Source organism: Affinibrenneria salicis, from assembly GCF_008710095.1.
Window position 1 is genome coordinate 145,923 of the sequence record NZ_VYKJ01000015.1, and the last position, 20,236, is coordinate 166,158.

A 20,236-nucleotide genomic window follows, 5' to 3' on the forward strand; every position below is an offset into this window, starting at 1 on the left:
CTGGAGTCCTATGCTGTTAATATGCTTACAAACATTACATTTTAATAACGGGAGGTCGATTTGATCCCGGATATATCGCAGGCACTTTCCTGGCTGGAAAAAAATCCTCAGGCATTGGCAGGTATTCAGCGCGGCATTGAACGTGAAACATTACGCGTGCAGGCTAACGGTCATCTGGCTACTACCGGTCATCCGCAGGCGTTGGGCGCCGCGCTGACGCACTCATGGATCACTACGGATTTTGCCGAAGCGCTGCTGGAATTCATTACTCCGGTAGAGCGCGACGTTGATCATCTGCTGACCTTCCTGCGCGATATTCATCGTCACGTGGCGCGCAACATCGGCGATGAGCGGATGTGGCCGCTGAGTATGCCCTGTTTTATCGCGGACGGTCAGGATATTGAGCTGGCGCAGTATGGCTCGTCGAATATCGGCCGTTTTAAGACGCTGTATCGCGAAGGCTTAAAGAATCGCTATGGCGCGCTGATGCAGGTGATTTCCGGCGTGCACTATAATTTTTCTCTGCCGCTGTCTTTCTGGCAGGCGCGCACCGGCATTCGCGACGCTGAGAGCGGCAAAGATCAGATCTCGGCCGGCTATTTGCGGCTGATTCGCAACTATTATCGTTTTGGCTGGGTGATCCCCTATCTGTTCGGCGCGTCGCCGGCGATCTGTTCTTCCTTTCTGCAGGGCAAGGAGACCGCGCTGCCGTTCGAACGCACTGAAAAGGGTATGTGCTATTTGCCCTATGCCACGTCGCTCAGGCTCAGCGATCTGGGTTATACCAATAAATCGCAAAGCAATCTCGGTATCACCTTTAACGATCTGGATACCTATATCGCCGGGCTGAAACGGGCGATAAAAACGCCGTCCGAAGAATATATTCGTCTGGGCGTGAAACGAGACGGCCGCTATTTGCAACTGAATACCAACGTGCTGCAAATAGAGAATGAGCTGTATGCGCCGGTCCGTCCCAAACGGGTCACGCGCAGCGGCGAATCGCCGTCGGACGCGCTGCGGCGCGGCGGCATCGAATATATTGAGGTGCGTTCGCTGGATATCAATCCGTTTTCGCCAATCGGCGTTAACCACAGCCAGGTGCGCTTCCTCGATCTTTTTCTGATCTGGTGCGCGCTGGCCGATGCGCCGGAGATGAGTTCGGCCGAACTGCTCTGTACGCGTAAGAACTGGAACCGGGTTATCCTTGAAGGGCGTAAACCCGGGCAGACCATCGGCTTAGGCTGCGAAAGCGAGCAGCGCCCGATCGCCGGGGTAGGGAAATCCCTGTTCGCGGATCTGCGCCGGGTAGCCGAAGTCCTGGATCGGGATAGCGCGCAGCCGTATTATCAGCAGGTTTGCGAAGAACTGTTGCCTTGCTTTGAACAACCGGACAGCACTTATTCGGGACGTCTGCTGGCGCAAATGAAAGAACAGGGCAATGGCGCATTTGGCCTGCGCCTGGCCGGGCAGTATCGGGAGATGTTGCGCAGTGAACCGTTGGAAATCCTGACCGCAGAACGGCTGGCGGCGGAATGCGAACGTTCCTGGCAGCGTCAGCGTCAGCTGGAATCGGACGATAAATTGGGGTTTGACGCGTATCTGGCCGGGCAGGAACAGGGTTAAAAAAGAAAAGGCCACAGTCAATGTGGCCAAATAAACATCTCTGATGATAGGGATGATGATAATAAATGCGCGTCTTTCAAAGTATCAGACTCGTATAAAGGGAAAAGGTTTCCCTGCACACCAGAAAAAAATAATTTTTTTTCTATGAGGAGGTGACATATGCCGTTATTAGATAGTTTTACCGTAGACCATACCCGCATGGCCGCTCCGGCGGTTCGGGTAGCCAAAACCATGAAAACCCCTCATGGCGATACTATTACCGTGTTTGACCTGCGTTTCTGTCGGCCGAATATTGAAGTGATGCCGGAGCGCGGTATCCATACTCTTGAGCACTTGTTCGCAGGTTTCATGCGCGATCATTTGAACGGCGACGGTGTTGAAATTATCGATATTTCTCCGATGGGCTGCCGTACCGGTTTCTATATGAGTCTGATCGGCACGCCGGATGAGAAGCGCGTAGCCGAAGCGTGGAAAGCGGCGATGGCCGATGTGCTGAAGGTTCACGATCAGCGTAAAATCCCGGAGCTGAATGAATATCAGTGCGGTACGTTCCATATGCATTCACTGCAGGAGGCGCAGGATATCGCGCAGCATATTTTGTCGAGCGATGTCGGCATCAACCACAACGATGAACTGGCGTTGCCCAAAGAGAAACTGGCCGAGCTGCATATTTAACGTTTAGCGGCCGGCAGGTACCCGAGGCGCCCGTTTACGGGCGCTTTTTTTATCTGCTGCGGCTGGCTGGCGAGGATGCGATTACCAGAGATGCTGAACCACCCGGCTGGCGAAGTAGGCCAGCGTCAGCAACAGGGCGCCGAAAAAGCTGAACCACACCACTTTGCGCCCGCGCCATCCTTCATGGTAGTGTCCCCACAGCAAGAGGATATAGACAAACCAGGCCAGCAGCGAGAGCAGCGCTTTGTGAAGATTTTCCGGGCTGAGAACATCATCCATATAAAACAGGCCGGTGCACAGGGTCAGCGTGAGCAGGACGACGCCTACCTGGGTGATGTGGAACATCTTACGCTCGATGCTCAGCAGCGGCGGCATATCGGCGGCGAAACTCAGTTTTTTGGTTTTAAGCAGGTAGTCGAGCCAGGCGAGCTGCAGCGCATACAGCGCGGCGATGATCAGCGTGGCGTAAGCGAATAGCGCCAGGCCGATATGGATCATCAGTCCGGGCGTGGCTTCGAGATGCGTAATGAATTCTCCGGGCATAAAGCTGGCGAACGCCAGATTGATCAGCGCGAAGGTGTAGATGATCGGCAGCAAAAACCAGCCCCGGTCGCGCGAGGCGACGATGGTCATCACCACGCAAATAATCAGACTGACCAGCGAGCCGATATTCAGCAGGCTTAGATTTTGCCCGGTCTGAACGGCGAAAATACGCTGGTAGAGCGCCACGGCATGGCACACCAGCGCGAAGCAGGCCGACAGCAGCGCCAGCCGACGATACGCACTGTTTTTTCGCAGCAGACTGGGGATGATCAGTCCGAGGCTGAGCGAATATGAGATCAGAGCCACAATAGCGAAAACAGGCATAACAGTAGGTTAACAGCGTTGGCAGAGGAAAATGAACGGTCAGTATAGCCTTAGTCATGGCGGGCACCAACCCTTCTGCGAGGCGGGTAACGAGATCGCCCGGGCTTTCGTGTTATAATCCGCGCAATTCGCGTCGCGCTGGCGACCTCTCTTTACGTTACGTTGAGTATGAGACGATGTTTGAAAATTTAACCGATCGACTATCGCGCACTTTGCGCAATATCAGCGGCCGCGGGCGGCTGACTGAAGACAATATTAAAGAAACGTTGCGTGAAGTGCGGATGGCGCTGCTGGAAGCGGATGTCGCGCTGCCGGTAGTGCGCGATTTCATTAATCGCGTTAAAGAACGCGCCGTGGGTCATGAAGTTAATAAAAGTCTGACGCCGGGCCAGGAGTTCGTCAAGATTGTTAAAAACGAACTGGTCGCGGCCATGGGCGAGGTGAACAGCGAGCTGAACCTCGCGGCGCAGCCGCCGGCCGTGGTGCTGATGGCGGGTCTGCAGGGGGCCGGTAAAACAACCAGCGTGGGGAAGCTCGGTAAGTTCCTGCGCGAAAAACAGAAGAAAAAAGTGCTGGTGGTGTCGGCCGACGTGTATCGCCCCGCGGCGATTAAACAGCTGGAAACGCTGGCCCAGCAGGTCGGCGTCGATTTCTTCCCGTCGGACGCGCAAGAAAAACCGCTTGATATCGTCAGCCGGGCGTTACAGCAGGCTAAGCTGAAATTCTACGATGTGCTGCTGGTGGATACCGCCGGTCGTTTGCATGTCGACGAAGCGATGATGGACGAAATCAAACAGGTCCACGCCGCGCTTAACCCGATCGAAACGCTGTTTGTGGTCGACGCCATGACCGGCCAGGACGCCGCCAATACGGCGAAAGCGTTCAACGAAGCGCTGCCGCTGACCGGGGTGGTCTTGACCAAAATCGACGGCGACGCCCGCGGCGGCGCGGCCCTGTCCATCCGTCACATTACCGGCAAGCCGATTAAATTCCTTGGCGTGGGCGAAAAGACCGAGGCGCTGGAGCCGTTCCACCCGGAACGCGTCGCGTCGCGTATTCTCGGCATGGGCGATGTACTCTCGCTGATTGAAGATATCGAGAGCAAGGTTGACCGCGCGCAGGCGGAGAAACTCGCCACTAAGCTGAAAAAAGGCGATGGCTTCGATCTGACGGATTTTCTGGAACAGCTGAAACAAATGCGCAATATGGGCGGCATGTCCAGCATGATGAGTAAGCTGCCCGGTATGGGGCAATTACCGGATAACGTCAAATCGCAGATGGATGACAAAGTGCTGGTGCGCATGGAGGCGATTATCAACTCCATGACGAATAAAGAGCGCGCCAAACCGGAAATTATTAAAGGTTCGCGTAAACGTCGTATTGCCCAGGGTTCCGGTATGCAGGTGCAGGACGTGAACCGTTTGCTGAAGCAATTTGACGATATGCAGCGCATGATGAAGAAAATGAAAAACGGCGGTCTGGCGAAAATGATGCGCGGTATGAAAGGCATGATGCCGCCGGGTTTCCCCGGGCGCTGATTGAGTTTAGCTTTGCCTGGCGGATAAAACGTAGCTGCCCGATACGCTTTAGATTGCTTTTTGCGCCAAAATGAGTAAAATTTTCGGGCTTTTTATATGACACTGGGCCCCGTTCCTCGATGGGGCCCGGCTGTTTTATTAACTAATGAGGATGTTATGGTAACAATTCGTTTGGCACGTGGCGGCGCTAAAAAACGCCCGTTCTATCAAGTCGTCGTGACCGACAGCCGCAATGCGCGCGACGGTCGTTTTATTGAACGCGTTGGCTTCTTCAACCCGATCGCTACGGGTAAAGCTGAAGCACTGCGTCTGGATCTGGATCGCATCGAACATTGGGTCGGTCTGGGTGCAACGGTTTCTGATCGCGTTTCTGCGCTGATCAAAGACGTTAAGAAAGCAGCTTAATCTGTCACGGTGGTGAAATGAGCAAGCAACTCAACCCGCAGGCTCCCGCTGACCCGCTGGTACTGGGAAAGATGGGGTCGGCTTACGGTATTCGTGGTTGGCTCAGAGTGTTTTCATCCACCGAAGATGCCGAAAGCATTTTTGACTATCAGCCCTGGTTTATTCAGCGCGCGGGCGGCTGGCAGCTTATCGAACTGGAAGGCTGGAAGCGCCACAATCAGGACCTGGTCATCAAGGTGAAAGACGTTGACGATCGGGATGCCGCCAATCTACTGACTAATTGCGAAATTGTCGTGGATTCCAGGCAACTGCCTGTGCTGGATGAGGGCGAGTATTACTGGAAGGATCTTATCGACTGTCAGGTCGTTTCCGTATCCGGTTATCAGCTGGGGAAAGTGGCTGATATGATGGAAACGGGTTCTAACGATGTGATGGTGGTAAGAGCTAACCTGAAAGATGCCTTTGGAATCAAGGAGCGGCTAATTCCGTTCCTGACCGGGCAGGTTATCAAGAGAGTTGACCTTTCCGCCCGGCTGATCGAGGTGGACTGGGATCCTGGTTTTTAAGATTTGCGTTAACGGTAATACCGGTGGAACGATACGATGTGGATTGGGGTTATCAGCCTGTTTCCTGAGATGTTCCGCGCAATTACTGATTACGGAGTCACTGGCCGGGCAGTAAAAAATGGTCTGCTGAGCGTACAGTACTGGAGTCCCCGTGACTTCACTTACGATCGGCACCGTACCGTGGACGATCGCCCCTATGGCGGCGGCCCCGGCATGCTGATGATGGTGCAGCCGTTAAAGGATGCGATTCATGCGGCAAAAGCAGCGGCAGGCGAAGGCGCTAAGGTGATTTATCTGTCGCCTCAGGGTCGAAAACTGGATCAGCAAGGCGTGTGTCAGCTCGCCACTAATCAGAAACTTATTCTGGTTTGCGGGCGATATGAAGGGATCGACGAGCGCGTAATCCAGACCGAAATTGACGAAGAATGGTCAATTGGCGATTACGTTCTCAGCGGCGGCGAATTGCCGGCAATGACGCTGATAGACTCGGTATCCCGGTTTATTCCGGGCGTATTGGGGCATCAGGCATCGGCAGCGGAAGACTCTTTTGCCGATGGTTTGCTGGATTGTCCGCACTATACCCGCCCTGAAATTTTATCAGGGATGGATGTCCCGTCGGTTCTGCTGTCGGGCAACCATGCTGAAATACGTCGCTGGCGGTTAAAGCAGTCGCTGGGCCGTACCTGGCTTAGAAGACCTGAACTTCTGGAAAGCCTAGCTCTGACTGACGAGCAAACAGTGTTGCTGGCTGAATTTCAGCGTGAATATCAAGCTGAGCAACGAGAGTATTAGGGGGCGTTATGGCGTGGGCCATCTCATCCCGAATATCAGTTTACCTAGGGTAAGAGACATATTATGAGCAACATTATTAAGCAAATTGAACAAGAGCAGATGAAGCAAAACGTACCTTCATTCCGTCCAGGCGATAGCGTGGAAGTTAAGGTATGGGTCGTTGAAGGTAGCAAAAGACGTCTGCAGGCATTCGAGGGCGTGGTTATTGCAATTCGTAACCGCGGTCTGCATTCTGCATTCACTGTTCGTAAAATTTCCAACGGCGAAGGTGTTGAACGCGTATTTCAGACGCATTCTCCGGTAGTGGATAGCATTACCGTTAAACGTCGTGGTGCCGTACGTAAAGCCAAATTGTACTATCTGCGTGACCGCACTGGTAAGTCTGCCCGTATTAAAGAGCGTCTTAACTGATAGCGCGCTTTCGCAACATCCGAAAGTTGTTATTTATCGTGGGTTTAGCTTATGGCTAAACCCATTTTTATTGCGGATGACGGCGGGTTTGTCTCGTTGGTCAACCTGGGCCATTATCCCGTAGCCGTAGCCGTAGCCGTAGCCGTAGCCGTAGCCGTAGCCGTACGTGTCTGGCGTTGCGTCGCGGTATGCACAAACGGCCGCGTCGGCACGTCAATGCCATGTTAATCTGCATGTCTCAGGCCGGCAGGCAAAGCCAGTGACCTGTTTCCCTCAACGACAGCCATTGTCTTTTCCCCTTGCTGAACGCTATTTTGACCGTGCAAGCCGCGCGGGAGTTTACTATGATAGCGCGCCTGTTTTGATGGCGATTATCGCGGAGGATGCCCTGACATGTCCCGAAAAGAGATCTGGTATGAAACCCTGCATGCCGGCTTTGGTCAGTACTTTACTATCGACCAGGTGTTGTATCACCAGAAAACCGAGCATCAGGATCTGATCATTTTTGAAAACGCCGCGCTGGGGCGGGTGATGGCGCTGGACGGCGTGGTTCAGACCACCGAGCGCGATGAGTTTATTTATCATGAGATGTTGACGCATGTGCCGCTGTTTGCTCACGGCGCGGCAAAACGGGTGCTGATTATCGGCGGCGGAGACGGCGGTATGTTGCGTGAAGTTTGCCGGCATCGCGGCGTCGAGCACATTACCATGGTGGAAATCGATGCCGGAGTGGTGGAGTTCTGCCGGCAATATCTCCCTCGTCACAACGACGGCGCCTATGATGATCCGCGTTTTCATCTGGTGATTGACGACGGCGTGAATTTCGTTACTCAGTCGAATGAAAAATTCGATGTGATTATTTCTGACTGTACCGACCCGATTGGCCCGGGGGAAACGCTGTTTACTTCCAGGTTTTATCAGGGCTGCGCCCGCTGTCTGAATGAAGGCGGCATTTTTGTCGCGCAGAACGGCGTTTGTTTCCTGCAGCAGGATGAGGCGCTCACCAGTCATAAAAAATTATCGCATTATTTCAGCGACGTCAGTTTTTACCAGGCGGCGGTGCCAACCTATTATGGCGGCATCATGACCTTTGCCTGGGCCAGCAACCGGCCAGCCTTACGGCAGTTGCCGGTGGACACACTGCGTCAGCGTCTCGCGCAATCGAAAATTCAGTGCCGTTACTATAATCCGGACATACACGTGGGCAGTTTTGCCCTGCCGCAATATTTACTGAATGCATTATCGGCCGGTCGCTGATTCAGCATCCATAAGGGGGTGACTTAAATTGCAAAAGCTGAAACTACACGGCTTTAATAATCTGACTAAAAGCCTGAGTTTTTGTATTTACGATATCTGTTACGCGAAAACTGCCGCGGATCGTGACGGCTATATCGCATATATCGACGAGCAGTATAATGCAAATCGTCTGACGGAGATCCTGAGCGAAACCTGCTCGATCATTGGCGCGAATATTTTAAATATTGCCCGTCAGGACTATGAACCCCAGGGCGCGAGCGTCACCATACTGGTGAGCGAAGAACCGATAGACCCGCGCGACGTCGATAATTCCGAACATCCCGGTCCGCTGCCGGAGTCTGTGGTGGCGCATCTGGATAAAAGCCACATCTGCGTACACACCTATCCGGAAAGTCACCCCGGCGGCGGGTTGTGCACCTTCCGCGCCGATATTGAGGTGTCTACCTGCGGCGTGATTTCACCGCTCAAGGCGCTGAATTATCTGATCCATCAACTGGAATCCGATATTGTCACCATCGACTATCGCGTGCGCGGATTCACCCGCGATATTAATGGCGTCAAACACTTCATTGATCACCAGCTTAATTCGATCCAAAACTTCATGTCCGAGGATATGAAGTCGCTTTACCATATGATGGATGTGAATGTATATCAGGAAAATATGTTCCATACCAAAATGCTGCTGAAGGATTTTGATCTGCAGCATTACCTGTTCAACGTCCGGCCGGATGAATTGGACGAGGCAGAGCGCAACCGTATTACCCATTTGCTGTATCACGAAATGCAGGAAATCTACTACGGCAGAAATATGCCGCGGCTGTAAAATAAGGAACGGCTTGCGAGCTCGCGTTAGCGGCGACCGGCGCCCGCGCCACCGGTTTCAGCGCGGCAGGGCGTGGTAACGGTCAATATCCGCCTGCCATTGCCGCCTGAGCTGTTCGGCGTTTTCCACGCTGTTGCAACTGGCGGGGTAGTCTTTCCCCGCCAGACTCAGTTCCTGCAGTTTATCGTGCCGGCACATGGCTTGCTGTCCGGCGACGTATCCGCGTTGGTAGGCGGGGCGGTCAATACTCACATCGCCAAACCATTCGGCCAGCGTTTCGTTATCTTTGATCGCCAGACCGGCGCTGGCATCCTGAAAACCGGCCCGATACCAGAACGATGGTTGTCGATCGGGAACCGACGTCGACGAATTCCGGCAACCGGTCAGCAGAAGAATTACAGCTAACAGATAACTGTATTTCATGTGAAAACTCTCATATTGACGACGGTGGCCTCCATCATAGGGTAGTCGGACAATTATGCGATACCCAATTTTTCTTTCAACGACTTAAGATAGCGCCGGCTGACGGGAATGCGTTTGCCGCTGCGCGTTACCACTTCCGCCGCGCCGTTCTCCATCAGCTGTATCTCGCCCAGCAGATCGGTATTCACCATGTACTGGCGATGGCAGCGAACAAAACCGGTTTTTTCCTCCAGCGTTTTCAGAGAAAGTTGGGTATAACCCGACTGGCTGACACCGACGACGTGTACGCCGCTCAGTTCCGAGCAGAAATATTCCACCTCTTCAACCTTGAGCAGAAAAATACGGTTATGCCCGTGACAGGGGATATGCCTGATAACCGGGTCGCTTATTGACTGTATGTTTTTGTTTACACTCTGACGGCGACGCAGACGATCCAGTGTTTTGGTCAGTCGCTGAGAATCCAGCGGTTTTAGTAAATAATCGAACGCGTGTTCTTCGAAGGCCCGGATGGCATATTCGTCATAGGCGGTGACAAAGACTACCTGCGGCATGTTGTCCGGATCCAGCATGGCAAGCATTTCCAGTCCATTGACCTTTGGCATTTGAATATCAAGAAAGATTACGTCCGGCTGAAGCCGGTGAATGGCCGGTATCGCCTCAAGCGCATTGCCGCATTGCGCCACAATCGCAATATCCTGTTCATTTTCCAGCAGTAATGATAGTTCTTCCCGTGCGGGCTGTTCGTCGTCGATTATGATTGCTTTTAACATCATGCTCCCCCGTTTACGCCATCTTATCATTTTCCCTGAAGTGGCCCACCGTCGCCATTTTTGAAGTGAGATCTGGTTCAGGTTTGTACTGAAACCGGATGAAAAATGCGATGGTAATTTTTTCTTTACAGTGATGGATTGAAATATTTACGGTTGATGGTATGGTGTCAGACATCGCGTGAGAACACGCTGAACCGAATACGCTAAAACAGGAATTGTAACCATCATGATTATGCAAAAAGACTCGCTCAATAACGTCCATATCAGTGCGGAAGACGTTCTGATTACCCCGGAAGAGCTGAAAGCCAAATTTCCGCTGAGCGAGACCGACCAGCAGGCTATCTCTCAGGCGCGAAAAACCATCTCCGATATTATCCATGGCCGCGATCGCCGCATGCTGGTGGTATGCGGTCCGTGCTCTATTCACGATCCGGACGCCGCGCTGGACTATGCCCGTCGTTTACAGGCGCTTTCCGCCGAACTGAGCGACCGTCTGTTTATTGTCATGCGCGTCTACTTTGAAAAACCGAGAACAACGGTCGGCTGGAAGGGGCTGATTAACGACCCGTACATGGATGGTTCTTTCGATGTCGAAGCGGGGCTGCATATTGCTCGTCGTCTGCTGCTTGATTTGGTTGGCATGGGCATGCCGCTGGCTACCGAAGCGCTGGATCCTAATAACCCTCAGTATCTCGGCGATCTGTTCAGCTGGTCGGCCATAGGCGCGCGTACCACGGAATCCCAGACGCACCGCGAAATGGCCTCGGGTCTGTCAATGCCGGTCGGGTTCAAAAACGGGACGGACGGCAGTCTGGGAACGGCGATCAATGCCATGCGCGCGGCGTCGATGGCTCACCGCTTTGTCGGCATCAACCAGTCCGGCCAGGTCTGCCTGCTGCAGACGCACGGTAACCCGGACGGGCATGTGATTTTGCGCGGCGGGAAAATGCCTAATTATCACGCGGAAGACGTCGCCGAGTGTGAGAAACAGATGCAGGATGCAGGACTGAAGCCGGCCTTAATGATAGATTGTAGCCATGGTAACTCAAATAAAGATTACCGCCGCCAGCCAGCCGTGGTGGAATCGGTGATTGAACAGATTAAAGCAGGAAACCGCTCGATTATTGGTCTGATGCTGGAAAGCCATATTCATGAAGGCAGCCAGTCGTCGGAGCAGCCGCGGGATCAGATGCGCTATGGCGTATCCGTTACGGATGCCTGCATTAACTGGGAAAATACGGATGCGCTGCTGCGTTCCGTCCACCGCGAGCTTGGTGCCGAACGAGTCAAGCATTCAGGAGAATAGAGGAAGATGGTAGCTGAACTGACCGCATTACGTGATCAGATCGATCAGGTGGATAAAGAGCTGCTGGCGCTGTTAGCGCGCCGGCTGCAATTAGTCGCGGAAGTCGGCGAAGTAAAAAGTCATTATGGCGTGCCTATTTACGCCCCGGAGCGGGAAACTGAAATGCTGGCTTCGCGGCGTAAAGAGGCGGAAGCGCTCGGCGTTCCGGCCGATTTGATCGAAGATGTATTGCGCCGCGTGATGCGAGAGTCGTACTCCAGCGAAAATGATAAAGGGTTTAAAACCCTGTGTCCGCAGTTGCGTCCGGTGGTGATCATCGGGGGGCGGGGGCAGATGGGGCGCCTGTTCGACAAAATGCTGACGCTGTCCGGCTATCAGGTTCGGGTGCTGGAGCAGGAAGACTGGCCGCAGGCGGAAAGTTTGCTGGCGGATGCGGGCATGGTGATTGTCAGCGTCCCCATTCATCTGACGGAAGAGGTTATCGCCCGTCTTCCCCGACTGCCGGCCGACTGTATTCTGGTGGATCTGGCCTCGGTGAAAAACCGACCGCTGCAGGCGATGCTCGCCGCGCATCGCGGGCCCGTGCTGGGGCTGCATCCGATGTTCGGTCCGGACAGCGGCAGTCTGGCGAAACAAGTGGTTGTTTACTGCGACGGACGCCAGCCTGAAGCCTATCAATGGCTGCTGGAACAGATTCAGGTGTGGGGCGCGCGTCTGCACCGCATCAGCGCGGTCGAACACGATCAGAACATGGCGTTTATCCAGGCGTTGCGTCATTTCGCCACGTTTGCCTATGGTTTGCATCTGGCGGAAGAGAATGTGCAACTGGAGCAGTTGCTGGCCTTGTCTTCCCCCATTTACCGGCTGGAACTGGCGATGGTCGGCCGGCTGTTCGCTCAGGATCCTCAACTGTATGCCGATATTATTATGTCGTCGGAAAGCAACCTGGCGCTGATCAAACGTTACTATCAGCGTTTCGGCGAGGCGATAAAACTGCTCGAAACCGGTGATAAAGCGGCGTTTATCAATAGCTTTAGAAAGGTTGAACACTGGTTTGGCGATTACGCCGCCCGTTTTCAGGCGGAAAGCCGTACGCTGTTGCGGCAGGCGAACGATATTCGCCAGTAGCGCTACATCTATCGGGCGCCGGTTATCGGCCGGCGCCCGATGCATTAGCCTGGTTGTACCGGCACGATATTCTCACTTGGATAGCATCCCAGCACTTTTAGCGAACGGGCGATTGGCGTTAGCTGGCGTAACGCGGCCTGCATCGCTTCGCTGCTTAAGTTTGCCTGCACGTCAATATAGAACATTTCTTCCCACGGGTTGCCATGGATCGGGCGTGATTCCAGTTTAGTCATGACGATGCCGTGTTCGCGCAGCACCAGCAATGCTTCCACCAGCGCGCCGGACTGCTGACCGGTTGCCATAATCAACGTGCTCTTCGCCGGCACTTGGCTGGAAACCTCGATCGTCTTGCGCGCCAGAACGATAAAGCGGGTGATGTTCTGCGCCTGATTGGCCAGATTATGCTCCAGCACCTGTAGCTGATATAACTCTCCGCCGGCTTCACTGCCCAGCGCCGCTACCTCGGGAGAACCGATTTCGGCCACTTTTTCCATCGCTGCGGCGGTACTTTCACAGTACTCGATTTTCCAGTTCGGGAAGCGGTTAATAAACTGGCTGCACTGTTGGAACGGTTGCGGATGGCTGTAAACCGTTTTAATTTGGTTCAGGTCGCTCGGCGTTGCAACCAGCACGCAGTGATCGATAGGATTGCTCAGTTCGCCGACGATAAACAGACTGGTGTGCTGCAGCAAATCATAGACGTCGTTGATCGAGCCGGAACTGGTGTTTTCAATCGGCAGAACGGCGTAATCCGCCTGGCCGGTTTCAACCAGATTGAAAATATCGTGAAACTTGCGGCAACCGCATTCGATGAGCTGGTCGAAATGGCGCGCGGCGTACTGGCGCGCGGCCAGATGAGAATAGGAGCCTTTCGGGCCGAGAAAGGCGATGCGGGCGGAACGTTCCGTTGACTGATTAAGCTGCTGCTGCAGCAACGCCTGCTGGGTGAGCACCGAGTCTTCGATAATCAGCTGGAACAGGCGCGTTACGTAATGGCCGTCCAGGTGGTATTGCTTGCCGGCTTCGGTGAGCTGTTCCAGCAGGGCGCGCTCACGTTCTTTATCCCGGATCGGCCGGTGAGACAGCAGTTTGCTGCGCGCCACGTCCAGCGCCAGCTCACGCCGTTCCGCCAGCAGCGTCAGCAGTTTTAAATCCAGCGCGCTAATCCGTTCACGCAGCGCCAGTAGTGGATTATCCGTCATAGTTTGTACCCGTTTTGGCTATATTCTATATAAAAAAAGCCTCCTGTGCGGCAGGAGGCTTTTTTGTTCGTCTTCGTATTCTCTTTATCGCGACGAAACGCCTCCCCGCTCAGGGAAAGGTAAAGGAGAATACGAAGAAAAACGGTTTACTTATCATTAATGATTCAGACTGATTTAGCGTTCATGTGCGGTAAAGCTAAACGCTGCGCTCCCGTCCTGTCAATAAAAAAACGCGCCCGGAGGCGCGTTTCGGCTAATCGAACGGGAATTTTACTCTTCCTGCTGTATTTGCAGATTCGCTTCTTTGACACAGTCTGCGGCGCGGCGCGCTTCGCTTTTATGCTGTACTTTGTTCAGCTGGCGTTCCAGCTTTGCGATTAGCTCGTTGATTGCGGCATACATGTCGTCGTGCTTGGCGCTGGCGACCAGAGGACCGTTCGGCGTACCGATGGTGGCATCGGCGACAAAACCCTGTGGATCTTTCGAGAGAATAATGTGTGGGTTAATCAGATGGGCTTGCCACTTATCCAGTTTAGTAAGACGGTCTTCGACATGCTGACGTATTGCGGCGGTGATTTCCATTTGCTTACTGGTAATATTGACTGTCATATAACTTACCTCTCTGCCTGTTCCGTCTTGGATAAATTCAGCATACCTCGTGTTGAGGCAAAAATCGTGATTTTAATCATCTTTTTTTCGCCTTCGGCGGGGGCCGCCGCGTTTTCTGTGAGGCGTGGTAAAGATGCGGGGGGAAGTGCTTGAGTCCGGCGGGGAAACTATGTAATTATCAATAAGATTGGTCGCAGTTAACTGGCTGCATCAAGCGCCATTTCTTGGTTTTTCATCCATAAAAAACGGCAGCCGAAGCTACCGTTTCTGTCCTGTCGACGAATCGCGCGATGTCTATCAGGCCGGGTTCACGGCGATAATTTTGGCTACCTTATCGGCCTGTGCGGTGAGCTGCAACTCGCGGTAGGCATTTTCCATTAACGGCAATGCCTGGCGGGTGGCCTGGGTGTCGGGATAATCGCGCAGCATTTGCTCGACGCGATTGACCACCGCGACATAGGCGCCACGTTTCGTGTAGTATTGCGCCACGGACAGCTCGTATTTAGCCAGGCGCTCTTTCAGGAACACCAGGCGCTTGCTGGCGTCGGTGGCATACTGGCTGCCGGGGTAACTTCTGACTAACTGGCTGAAGTCGCGAAAAGCGGTGCGCGCATACTGCGGATCGCGATCGGATCGATCGACGCCGAAGAAACCCTGCAGCGCGCTGTCGTCCAGCGCCATCTGCGTCAGGCCGCGCATGTATAAGACATAATCAATGTTAGGATGTGTCGGATTCAGGCGCATAAAGCGGTCGATCGACGCCTGAGCCAGCGGAAGCTCCGCGGATTTATAATAGGCGTAAATCAAATCCAGCTGTACCTGCTGGGAATAGGGACCGAATGGATAACGGTTATCCAGCGCTTCCAGCTGCGTAATCGCCGCTTTGAAATTACCGCTCTGTAATTGCTGCTGAGCAGTGGCATACAGTTCGGCGGGCGGACGATCGGGAACGGTATCCCTGGAATTACTGGAGCAACCAGCCAGCGCCAGGCTCAACGTGGCTGCGGCCACCAGATATTTCATGCGCATCATGACGTTTTGATTATCCTCAGAATGTTATTCCGGGAAGCTGTCCGTTAAGCTCCCGATTTAGACCAGCGACAATAGTACATTATTTTAAACGGCATCGCCGTGAAAACCCAACGTTAACGAAGAAGCTGCATACACTTATGGCACAACAACTACAACTCACCGCAACGGTGGCCGAATCTCAACTCGGTCAACGTTTAGATCAGGCTTTGGCCGAATTGTTCCCTGATTATTCACGTTCGCGCATAAAAGAGTGGATCCTTGCACAGCGGGTGCAGGTCAACGGGAGCATTGCCGATAAGCCGAAAGAGCGCGTGCTGGGCGGCGAGCATGTGGTTATTGACGCGCAAATCGAGGAAGACGCGCGCTGGGAAGCGCAGGACATTGAGCTCGATATTGTCTATGAAGATGATGATATTCTGGTGATCAATAAGCCGCGCGACCTGGTGGTTCACCCCGGCGCCGGCAACCCGGACGGCACGGTGCTGAATGCGCTGCTGCACTACTACCCGCCGATCGCCGACGTGCCGCGCGCAGGGATTGTGCATCGGCTGGATAAAGATACCACCGGTTTGATGGTGGTGGCGAAAACGGTGCCGGCGCAGACCCGGCTGGTGGAAACGCTGCAGGCGCGGGAAATCACCCGCGAATACGAGGCGGTGGCGATTGGTACGATGACCGCCGGCGGCACCGTCGATGAGCCGATCTCCCGACATGCGACCAAACGTACGCACATGGCGGTGCATCCGATGGGGAAACCCGCGGTGACGCATTATCGCATCATGGAGCATTTCCGTGCGCACACCCGCCTGCGGTTGCGGCTGGAAACCGGCCGCACCCACCAGATTCGTGTCCATATGGCGCATATCAACCATCCGCTGGTGGGCGACCCGCTGTATGGCGGTCGTCCTCGTCTGCCTAAAGGGGCGTCGGACGAGTTTATCGCCGTGCTGCGCGGTTTCGATCGTCAGGCATTGCATGCGACTATGTTGCGCCTTTATCATCCGATCAGCGGTGTTCAGATGGAGTGGCATGCGCCGATCCCGCAGGACATGGTAACCCTGGTTAACGCCCTGAAAGCCGATACCGAAGCGTTTAGCGATCAGATGGACTGGTGACTGTATGATGCTGCTTTATCCTGACTGGCCAATGCCGAAAACGGTGGGGGCGTGCGGCACGACCCGCAACGGCGGACTCAGTCTGGCGCCCTATGCGTCGCTCAATCTGGGCAACCATGTCGGCGATAACGCCGACACCGTGCTGGCTAACCGGCTGCGCCTGAGCGCCGGCGCCGGGCTGCCCGCGCAGCCTGTCTGGCTTAACCAGGTGCACGGTACCCACGTGGCGCGACTGCCGCTCGGTCAGGATGACGGCGTAACGGCCGACGCCGCCTACACCAACCAGGCCGGCACGGTGTGTGCGGTGATGACCGCGGATTGCCTGCCGGTGCTGTTTTGTTCCATCGCCGGCGATGAGGTCGCCGCGGCGCATGCCGGCTGGCGCGGTTTGTGCGCCGGGGTGCTGGAGGCGACTCTGAGCCACTTTCAGGCGCCCGCCGATCGGATTATGGCCTGGCTCGGTCCGGCGATTGGCCCGCAGCAATTTGAAGTCGGCGCGGAGGTGCGCGAGGCGTTTATCACCAGCGATCCCCGCTCTGCCCAGGCATTTCTCCCTCACGGCGAACGTTTTCTTGCCGATATCTATCAATTAGCCCGCCTGCGGCTGCAGACGGTCGGTGTACAAAAAATATACGGCGGTCAGCACTGCACGGTAAGCGAAGCGCAGAAATTTTTCTCTTATCGACGCGATGGCGTGACGGGACGTATGGCAAGTTTAATCTGGCTGATATAACCTATTGAATTAAGGCGGTCCATGTCGTGTAACATTTTACTTCCACTATAACTGGCAAAATAACCTTGAATTTTTTGGGGGATGACCTCATTTAATCTCCAGTAGCAATTTTGAACAGTATATATGGGAGGAGTTATGCGTCTGGATCGTCTTACCACTAAATTCCAGCTTGCCCTCGCCGATGCCCAGTCCCTTGCTCTTGGGCGCGACAATCAATTCATCGAACCCGTTCACCTGATGAGTGCTTTACTTAATCAGGAGGGGGGAACCGTGGGACCGTTGTTAACGGCCGCCGGAGCAAATATTCCCCGTTTACGCACCGAGCTGGATCAGGCCCTGGCGCGTTTGCCTCAGGTTGAAGGCACCAATGGGGATGTCCAGCCATCGAACGATCTGGTGCGCGCTTTGAATCTGTGCGACAAACTTGCACAAAAGCGTGGTGATGCCTTTATTTCGTCAGAACTGTTTGTGTTAGCCGTGCTGGAGTCGGGAACGACTCTCTGCGATTTGTTAAAAGCCGCCGGCGCGACGCAGAGCAGCGTGACTAAAGCGATTGAACAAATACGCGGAGGAGAACAGGTGAACGATCAGGGAGCCGAGGATCAGCGTCAGGCACTGAAGAAATTTACTATCGATCTAACCGAAAGGGCGGAACAGGGGAAACTGGATCCGGTGATTGGCCGCGATGAAGAAATTCGCCGCACTATTCAGGTGTTGCAGCGCCGCACCAAAAATAATCCGGTGTTGATCGGTGAGCCGGGCGTGGGGAAAACCGCCATCGTCGAAGGTCTGGCGCAGCGTATCGTTAACGGTGAAGTGCCTGAAGGGCTGAAAAATAAACGTGTTCTGGCGCTCGATATGGGGGCGCTGGTAGCCGGCGCGAAATACCGCGGCGAGTTCGAAGAACGTCTGAAAGGGGTGCTGACCGACCTGTCGAAACAGGAAGGCAACGTTATTTTGTTCATCGACGAATTGCATACGATGGTCGGCGCCGGTAAGGCCGATGGGGCGATGGACGCGGGCAATATGCTCAAGCCGGCGTTGGCGCGCGGTGAGCTGCACTGCGTGGGCGCGACGACGCTGGATGAATATCGTCAGTATATCGAGAAAGACGCCGCGCTGGAGCGTCGTTTCCAGAAGGTGTTCGTCGCCGAGCCAACGGTCGAAGATACCATCGCTATCCTGCGTGGTCTGAAAGAACGCTATGAGTTGCATCACCATGTACAGATCACCGACCCGGCTATCGTGGCGGCCGCTACGCTGTCATACCGCTATATTGCCGACCGTAAACTGCCCGATAAGGCAATAGACCTGATCGATGAGGCCGCTTCCAGCATCCGTATCCAAATGGACTCGAAACCCGAGGCGTTGGACCGGCTTGAGCGTCGTATCATCCAGTTGAAGCTGGAACAGCAGGCGCTGAAAAAAGAAGCGGATGACGCCAGCCGCAAGCGGCTGGAACTGTTGAGCAGCGAGCTGGAACAGAAAGAACGAGAATATTCGAAGCTGGAAGAGGAGTGGAAGGCGGAAAAGGCTTCACTCACCGGCACGCAAAATATCAAGGCGGCGCTGGAAAACGCCAGAATCGCGCTGGAACAGGCGCGCCGCCAGGGCGATCTGGGCCGGATGTCCGAGCTGCAGTACGGTAAGATCCCGGAACTGGAAAAACAGTTGGCCGTTGCGACCCAGGCTGAAGGTAAGAGCATGCGCCTGCTGCGTAACCGGGTCACCGATGCGGAGATCGCGGAAGTTCTGGCGCGCTGGACCGGTATTCCGGTATCGCGCATGCTGGAAAGCGAACGTGCCAAATTACTGCGTATGGAAGATGAACTGCATCAGCGTGTTATCGGTCAGGACGAGGCGGTGGAGGCGGTGGCTAACTCGATTCGCCGCAGCCGCGCCGGGTTGTCCGACCCGAATCGGCCGATTGGTTCTTTTCTGTTCCTTGGGCCGACCGGGGTTGGGAAAACCGAGCTTTGCAAGACGCTGGCCACCTTCCTGTTCGATAGTGAAGACGCCATGGTGCGTATTGATATGTCGGAGTTTATGGAAAAACATTCGGTGTCCCGTCTGGTCGGCGCGCCTCCGGGATACGTTGGCTATGAAGAAGGTGGCTATCTGACGGAGGCTGTTCGCCGTCGTCCTTATTCGGTGATCCTGCTGGATGAAATCGAGAAGGCGCATCCGGATGTATTTAACATTCTGCTGCAAGTGCTGGATGACGGACGGCTGACGGATGGGCAGGGGCGGACGGTGGATTTCCGTAATACGGTCGTCATCATGACGTCCAACCTGGGGTCCGATCTGATTCAGGAGCGGTTCGGTGAAATGAATTACGGCGAAATGAGAACGATGGTGCTTGATGTGGTCGGCCGTCATTTCCGACCGGAATTTATCAACCGTATCGATGAAGTGGTGGTGTTCCATCCGCTGGGTCGCGCGCACATCGCGGCTATTGCAAAGATCCAGCTGCAGCGACTGTATAAACGGCTGGAAGAACGCGGCTATAAGGTCACCATTACTGAAGCCGCGCTGGAGCTGCTGGGTAAAACAGGCTTCGATCCGGTATACGGCGCCCGTCCTTTGAAGAGGGCCATTCAGCAGGATATTGAAAACCCGCTGGCGCAGCAGATTCTGTCCGGCCAGCTAATTCCGGGCAAACCTGTGGTGCTGGATGTGAAGGACGACCATATCATCGCGGTTCAGTAAGATATCGGTAGTTTGGTTGCGACAGGCTCAGAATGTGATTCTGAGCCTGTTTTTTTTGCGTTTCGGTTTAATAAATAGACAAAAAATGTCAATTTGATTTAAAAATAACCGGTTGGGCATTTTTTTGCATTTAGCGCTTGTCAGGCGGCGAGAAGTCCCTATAATGCGCTCCCACTGACACGGCAACAGCGATTACGCAGTTGTACGGTGAGTAAGAAGTCAGGCAATAATTACTTGACTTCACAGCGGAAA

General features: G+C 54.3%; 20 protein-coding genes and 1 other annotated feature. Of the genes, 14 read left to right on the top strand and 6 right to left on the bottom strand.

What is annotated here, in order from left to right:
* The first annotated feature begins 60 nt into the window (after positions 1–60).
* Both gshA and luxS read left to right on the top strand, forming a co-directional pair.
* On the top strand, positions 61–1,623 hold the full coding sequence (gene gshA / locus FJU30_RS22820) for a glutamate--cysteine ligase (RefSeq protein ID WP_150437269.1): 1,563 nt from the start codon (positions 61–63) through the stop codon (positions 1,621–1,623).
* Between the two features lie 159 nt (positions 1,624–1,782).
* Positions 1,783–2,298: an S-ribosylhomocysteine lyase gene (gene luxS, locus FJU30_RS22825; protein ID WP_150437270.1), complete on the top strand. Its 516-nt coding sequence runs from the start codon at positions 1,783–1,785 to the stop codon at positions 2,296–2,298.
* Between the two features lie 81 nt (positions 2,299–2,379).
* Here luxS and FJU30_RS22830 read toward each other — a convergent pair whose 3' ends face one another.
* Complete coding sequence (locus FJU30_RS22830; protein ID WP_150437271.1) at positions 2,380–3,165, bottom strand: cytochrome C assembly family protein; 786 nt, start codon at positions 3,163–3,165, stop codon at positions 2,380–2,382.
* A gap of 176 nt (positions 3,166–3,341) precedes the next feature.
* Between FJU30_RS22830 and ffh the strand changes: the two genes are divergently transcribed.
* From ffh to speD, 7 genes are all read left to right on the top strand, one after another.
* Positions 3,342–4,703 carry a signal recognition particle protein gene (gene ffh / locus FJU30_RS22835; RefSeq protein WP_150437272.1) on the top strand — a complete coding sequence of 454 codons (1,362 nt, stop codon included), beginning with the start codon at positions 3,342–3,344 and terminating at the stop codon, positions 4,701–4,703.
* 156 nt (positions 4,704–4,859) lie between these two features.
* Positions 4,860–5,108 (top strand): 30S ribosomal protein S16, encoded by a 249-nt coding sequence (gene rpsP, locus FJU30_RS22840; protein ID WP_150437273.1) that lies wholly within the window; start codon positions 4,860–4,862, stop codon positions 5,106–5,108.
* Positions 5,109–5,125: 17 nt separating this feature from the next.
* A complete protein-coding gene (rimM, locus tag FJU30_RS22845) occupies positions 5,126–5,674 on the top strand; it encodes a ribosome maturation factor RimM (RefSeq protein WP_150437274.1) in 549 nt (182 codons plus the stop codon).
* A gap of 36 nt (positions 5,675–5,710) precedes the next feature.
* Complete coding sequence (trmD, locus tag FJU30_RS22850) at positions 5,711–6,466, top strand: tRNA (guanosine(37)-N1)-methyltransferase TrmD (RefSeq protein ID WP_150437275.1); 756 nt, start codon at positions 5,711–5,713, stop codon at positions 6,464–6,466.
* A 63-nt stretch (positions 6,467–6,529) separates the two neighbouring features.
* Entirely contained in the window at positions 6,530–6,877 is a 348-nt protein-coding gene (gene rplS, locus FJU30_RS22855) for a 50S ribosomal protein L19 (protein WP_150437276.1), read from the top strand.
* Between the two features lie 393 nt (positions 6,878–7,270).
* Positions 7,271–8,134 (top strand): polyamine aminopropyltransferase, encoded by an 864-nt coding sequence (gene speE, locus FJU30_RS22860; protein WP_150437277.1) that lies wholly within the window; start codon positions 7,271–7,273, stop codon positions 8,132–8,134.
* A 28-nt stretch (positions 8,135–8,162) separates the two neighbouring features.
* A complete protein-coding gene (gene speD, locus FJU30_RS22865; RefSeq protein ID WP_150437278.1) occupies positions 8,163–8,957 on the top strand; it encodes an adenosylmethionine decarboxylase in 795 nt (264 codons plus the stop codon).
* Between the two features lie 57 nt (positions 8,958–9,014).
* Here the strand turns inward: speD and FJU30_RS22870 are convergent, their stop codons facing one another.
* Together FJU30_RS22870 and btsR are read right to left on the bottom strand one after the other, a co-directional pair.
* Positions 9,015–9,380, bottom strand: a complete 366-nt coding sequence (locus FJU30_RS22870) for a DUF2799 domain-containing protein (RefSeq protein WP_150437279.1) — start codon at positions 9,378–9,380, stop codon at positions 9,015–9,017.
* Between the two features lie 53 nt (positions 9,381–9,433).
* Entirely contained in the window at positions 9,434–10,150 is a 717-nt protein-coding gene (gene btsR, locus FJU30_RS22875) for a two-component system response regulator BtsR (RefSeq protein WP_150437292.1), read from the bottom strand.
* A gap of 232 nt (positions 10,151–10,382) precedes the next feature.
* On the opposite strand from btsR, the gene FJU30_RS22880 reads away from it, so the two are divergent.
* Both FJU30_RS22880 and tyrA read left to right on the top strand, forming a co-directional pair.
* On the top strand, positions 10,383–11,456 hold the full coding sequence (locus FJU30_RS22880; protein ID WP_150437293.1) for a 3-deoxy-7-phosphoheptulonate synthase: 1,074 nt from the start codon (positions 10,383–10,385) through the stop codon (positions 11,454–11,456).
* A 6-nt stretch (positions 11,457–11,462) separates the two neighbouring features.
* Positions 11,463–12,584, top strand: a complete 1,122-nt coding sequence (tyrA, locus tag FJU30_RS22885; protein ID WP_150437280.1) for a bifunctional chorismate mutase/prephenate dehydrogenase — start codon at positions 11,463–11,465, stop codon at positions 12,582–12,584.
* 44 nt (positions 12,585–12,628) lie between these two features.
* Here tyrA and pheA read toward each other — a convergent pair whose 3' ends face one another.
* The 3 genes from pheA to bamD form a co-directional block, all read right to left on the bottom strand.
* Positions 12,629–13,786 carry a bifunctional chorismate mutase/prephenate dehydratase gene (gene pheA, locus FJU30_RS22890; protein WP_150437281.1) on the bottom strand — a complete coding sequence of 386 codons (1,158 nt, stop codon included), beginning with the start codon at positions 13,784–13,786 and terminating at the stop codon, positions 12,629–12,631.
* Between the two features lie 29 nt (positions 13,787–13,815).
* Positions 13,816–13,944, bottom strand: a sequence feature (Phe leader region).
* Between the two features lie 112 nt (positions 13,945–14,056).
* Positions 14,057–14,395, bottom strand: coding sequence for a ribosome-associated translation inhibitor RaiA (gene raiA, locus FJU30_RS22895; RefSeq protein ID WP_150437282.1), 339 nt, complete (start codon positions 14,393–14,395; stop codon positions 14,057–14,059).
* Positions 14,396–14,692: 297 nt separating this feature from the next.
* Entirely contained in the window at positions 14,693–15,427 is a 735-nt protein-coding gene (bamD, locus tag FJU30_RS22900; protein WP_150437283.1) for an outer membrane protein assembly factor BamD, read from the bottom strand.
* Positions 15,428–15,564: 137 nt separating this feature from the next.
* On the opposite strand from bamD, the gene rluD reads away from it, so the two are divergent.
* The 3 genes from rluD (at position 15,565) to clpB (ending at position 19,984) form a co-directional block, all read left to right on the top strand.
* Positions 15,565–16,542 carry a 23S rRNA pseudouridine(1911/1915/1917) synthase RluD gene (gene rluD, locus FJU30_RS22910; protein ID WP_150437284.1) on the top strand — a complete coding sequence of 326 codons (978 nt, stop codon included), beginning with the start codon at positions 15,565–15,567 and terminating at the stop codon, positions 16,540–16,542.
* Positions 16,543–16,549: 7 nt separating this feature from the next.
* On the top strand, positions 16,550–17,275 hold the full coding sequence (gene yfiH, locus FJU30_RS22915) for a purine nucleoside phosphorylase YfiH (protein WP_150437294.1): 726 nt from the start codon (positions 16,550–16,552) through the stop codon (positions 17,273–17,275).
* Positions 17,276–17,410: 135 nt separating this feature from the next.
* Positions 17,411–19,984, top strand: coding sequence for an ATP-dependent chaperone ClpB (gene clpB / locus FJU30_RS22920; protein ID WP_150437285.1), 2,574 nt, complete (start codon positions 17,411–17,413; stop codon positions 19,982–19,984).
* Positions 19,985–20,236: the final 252 nt, after the last annotated feature.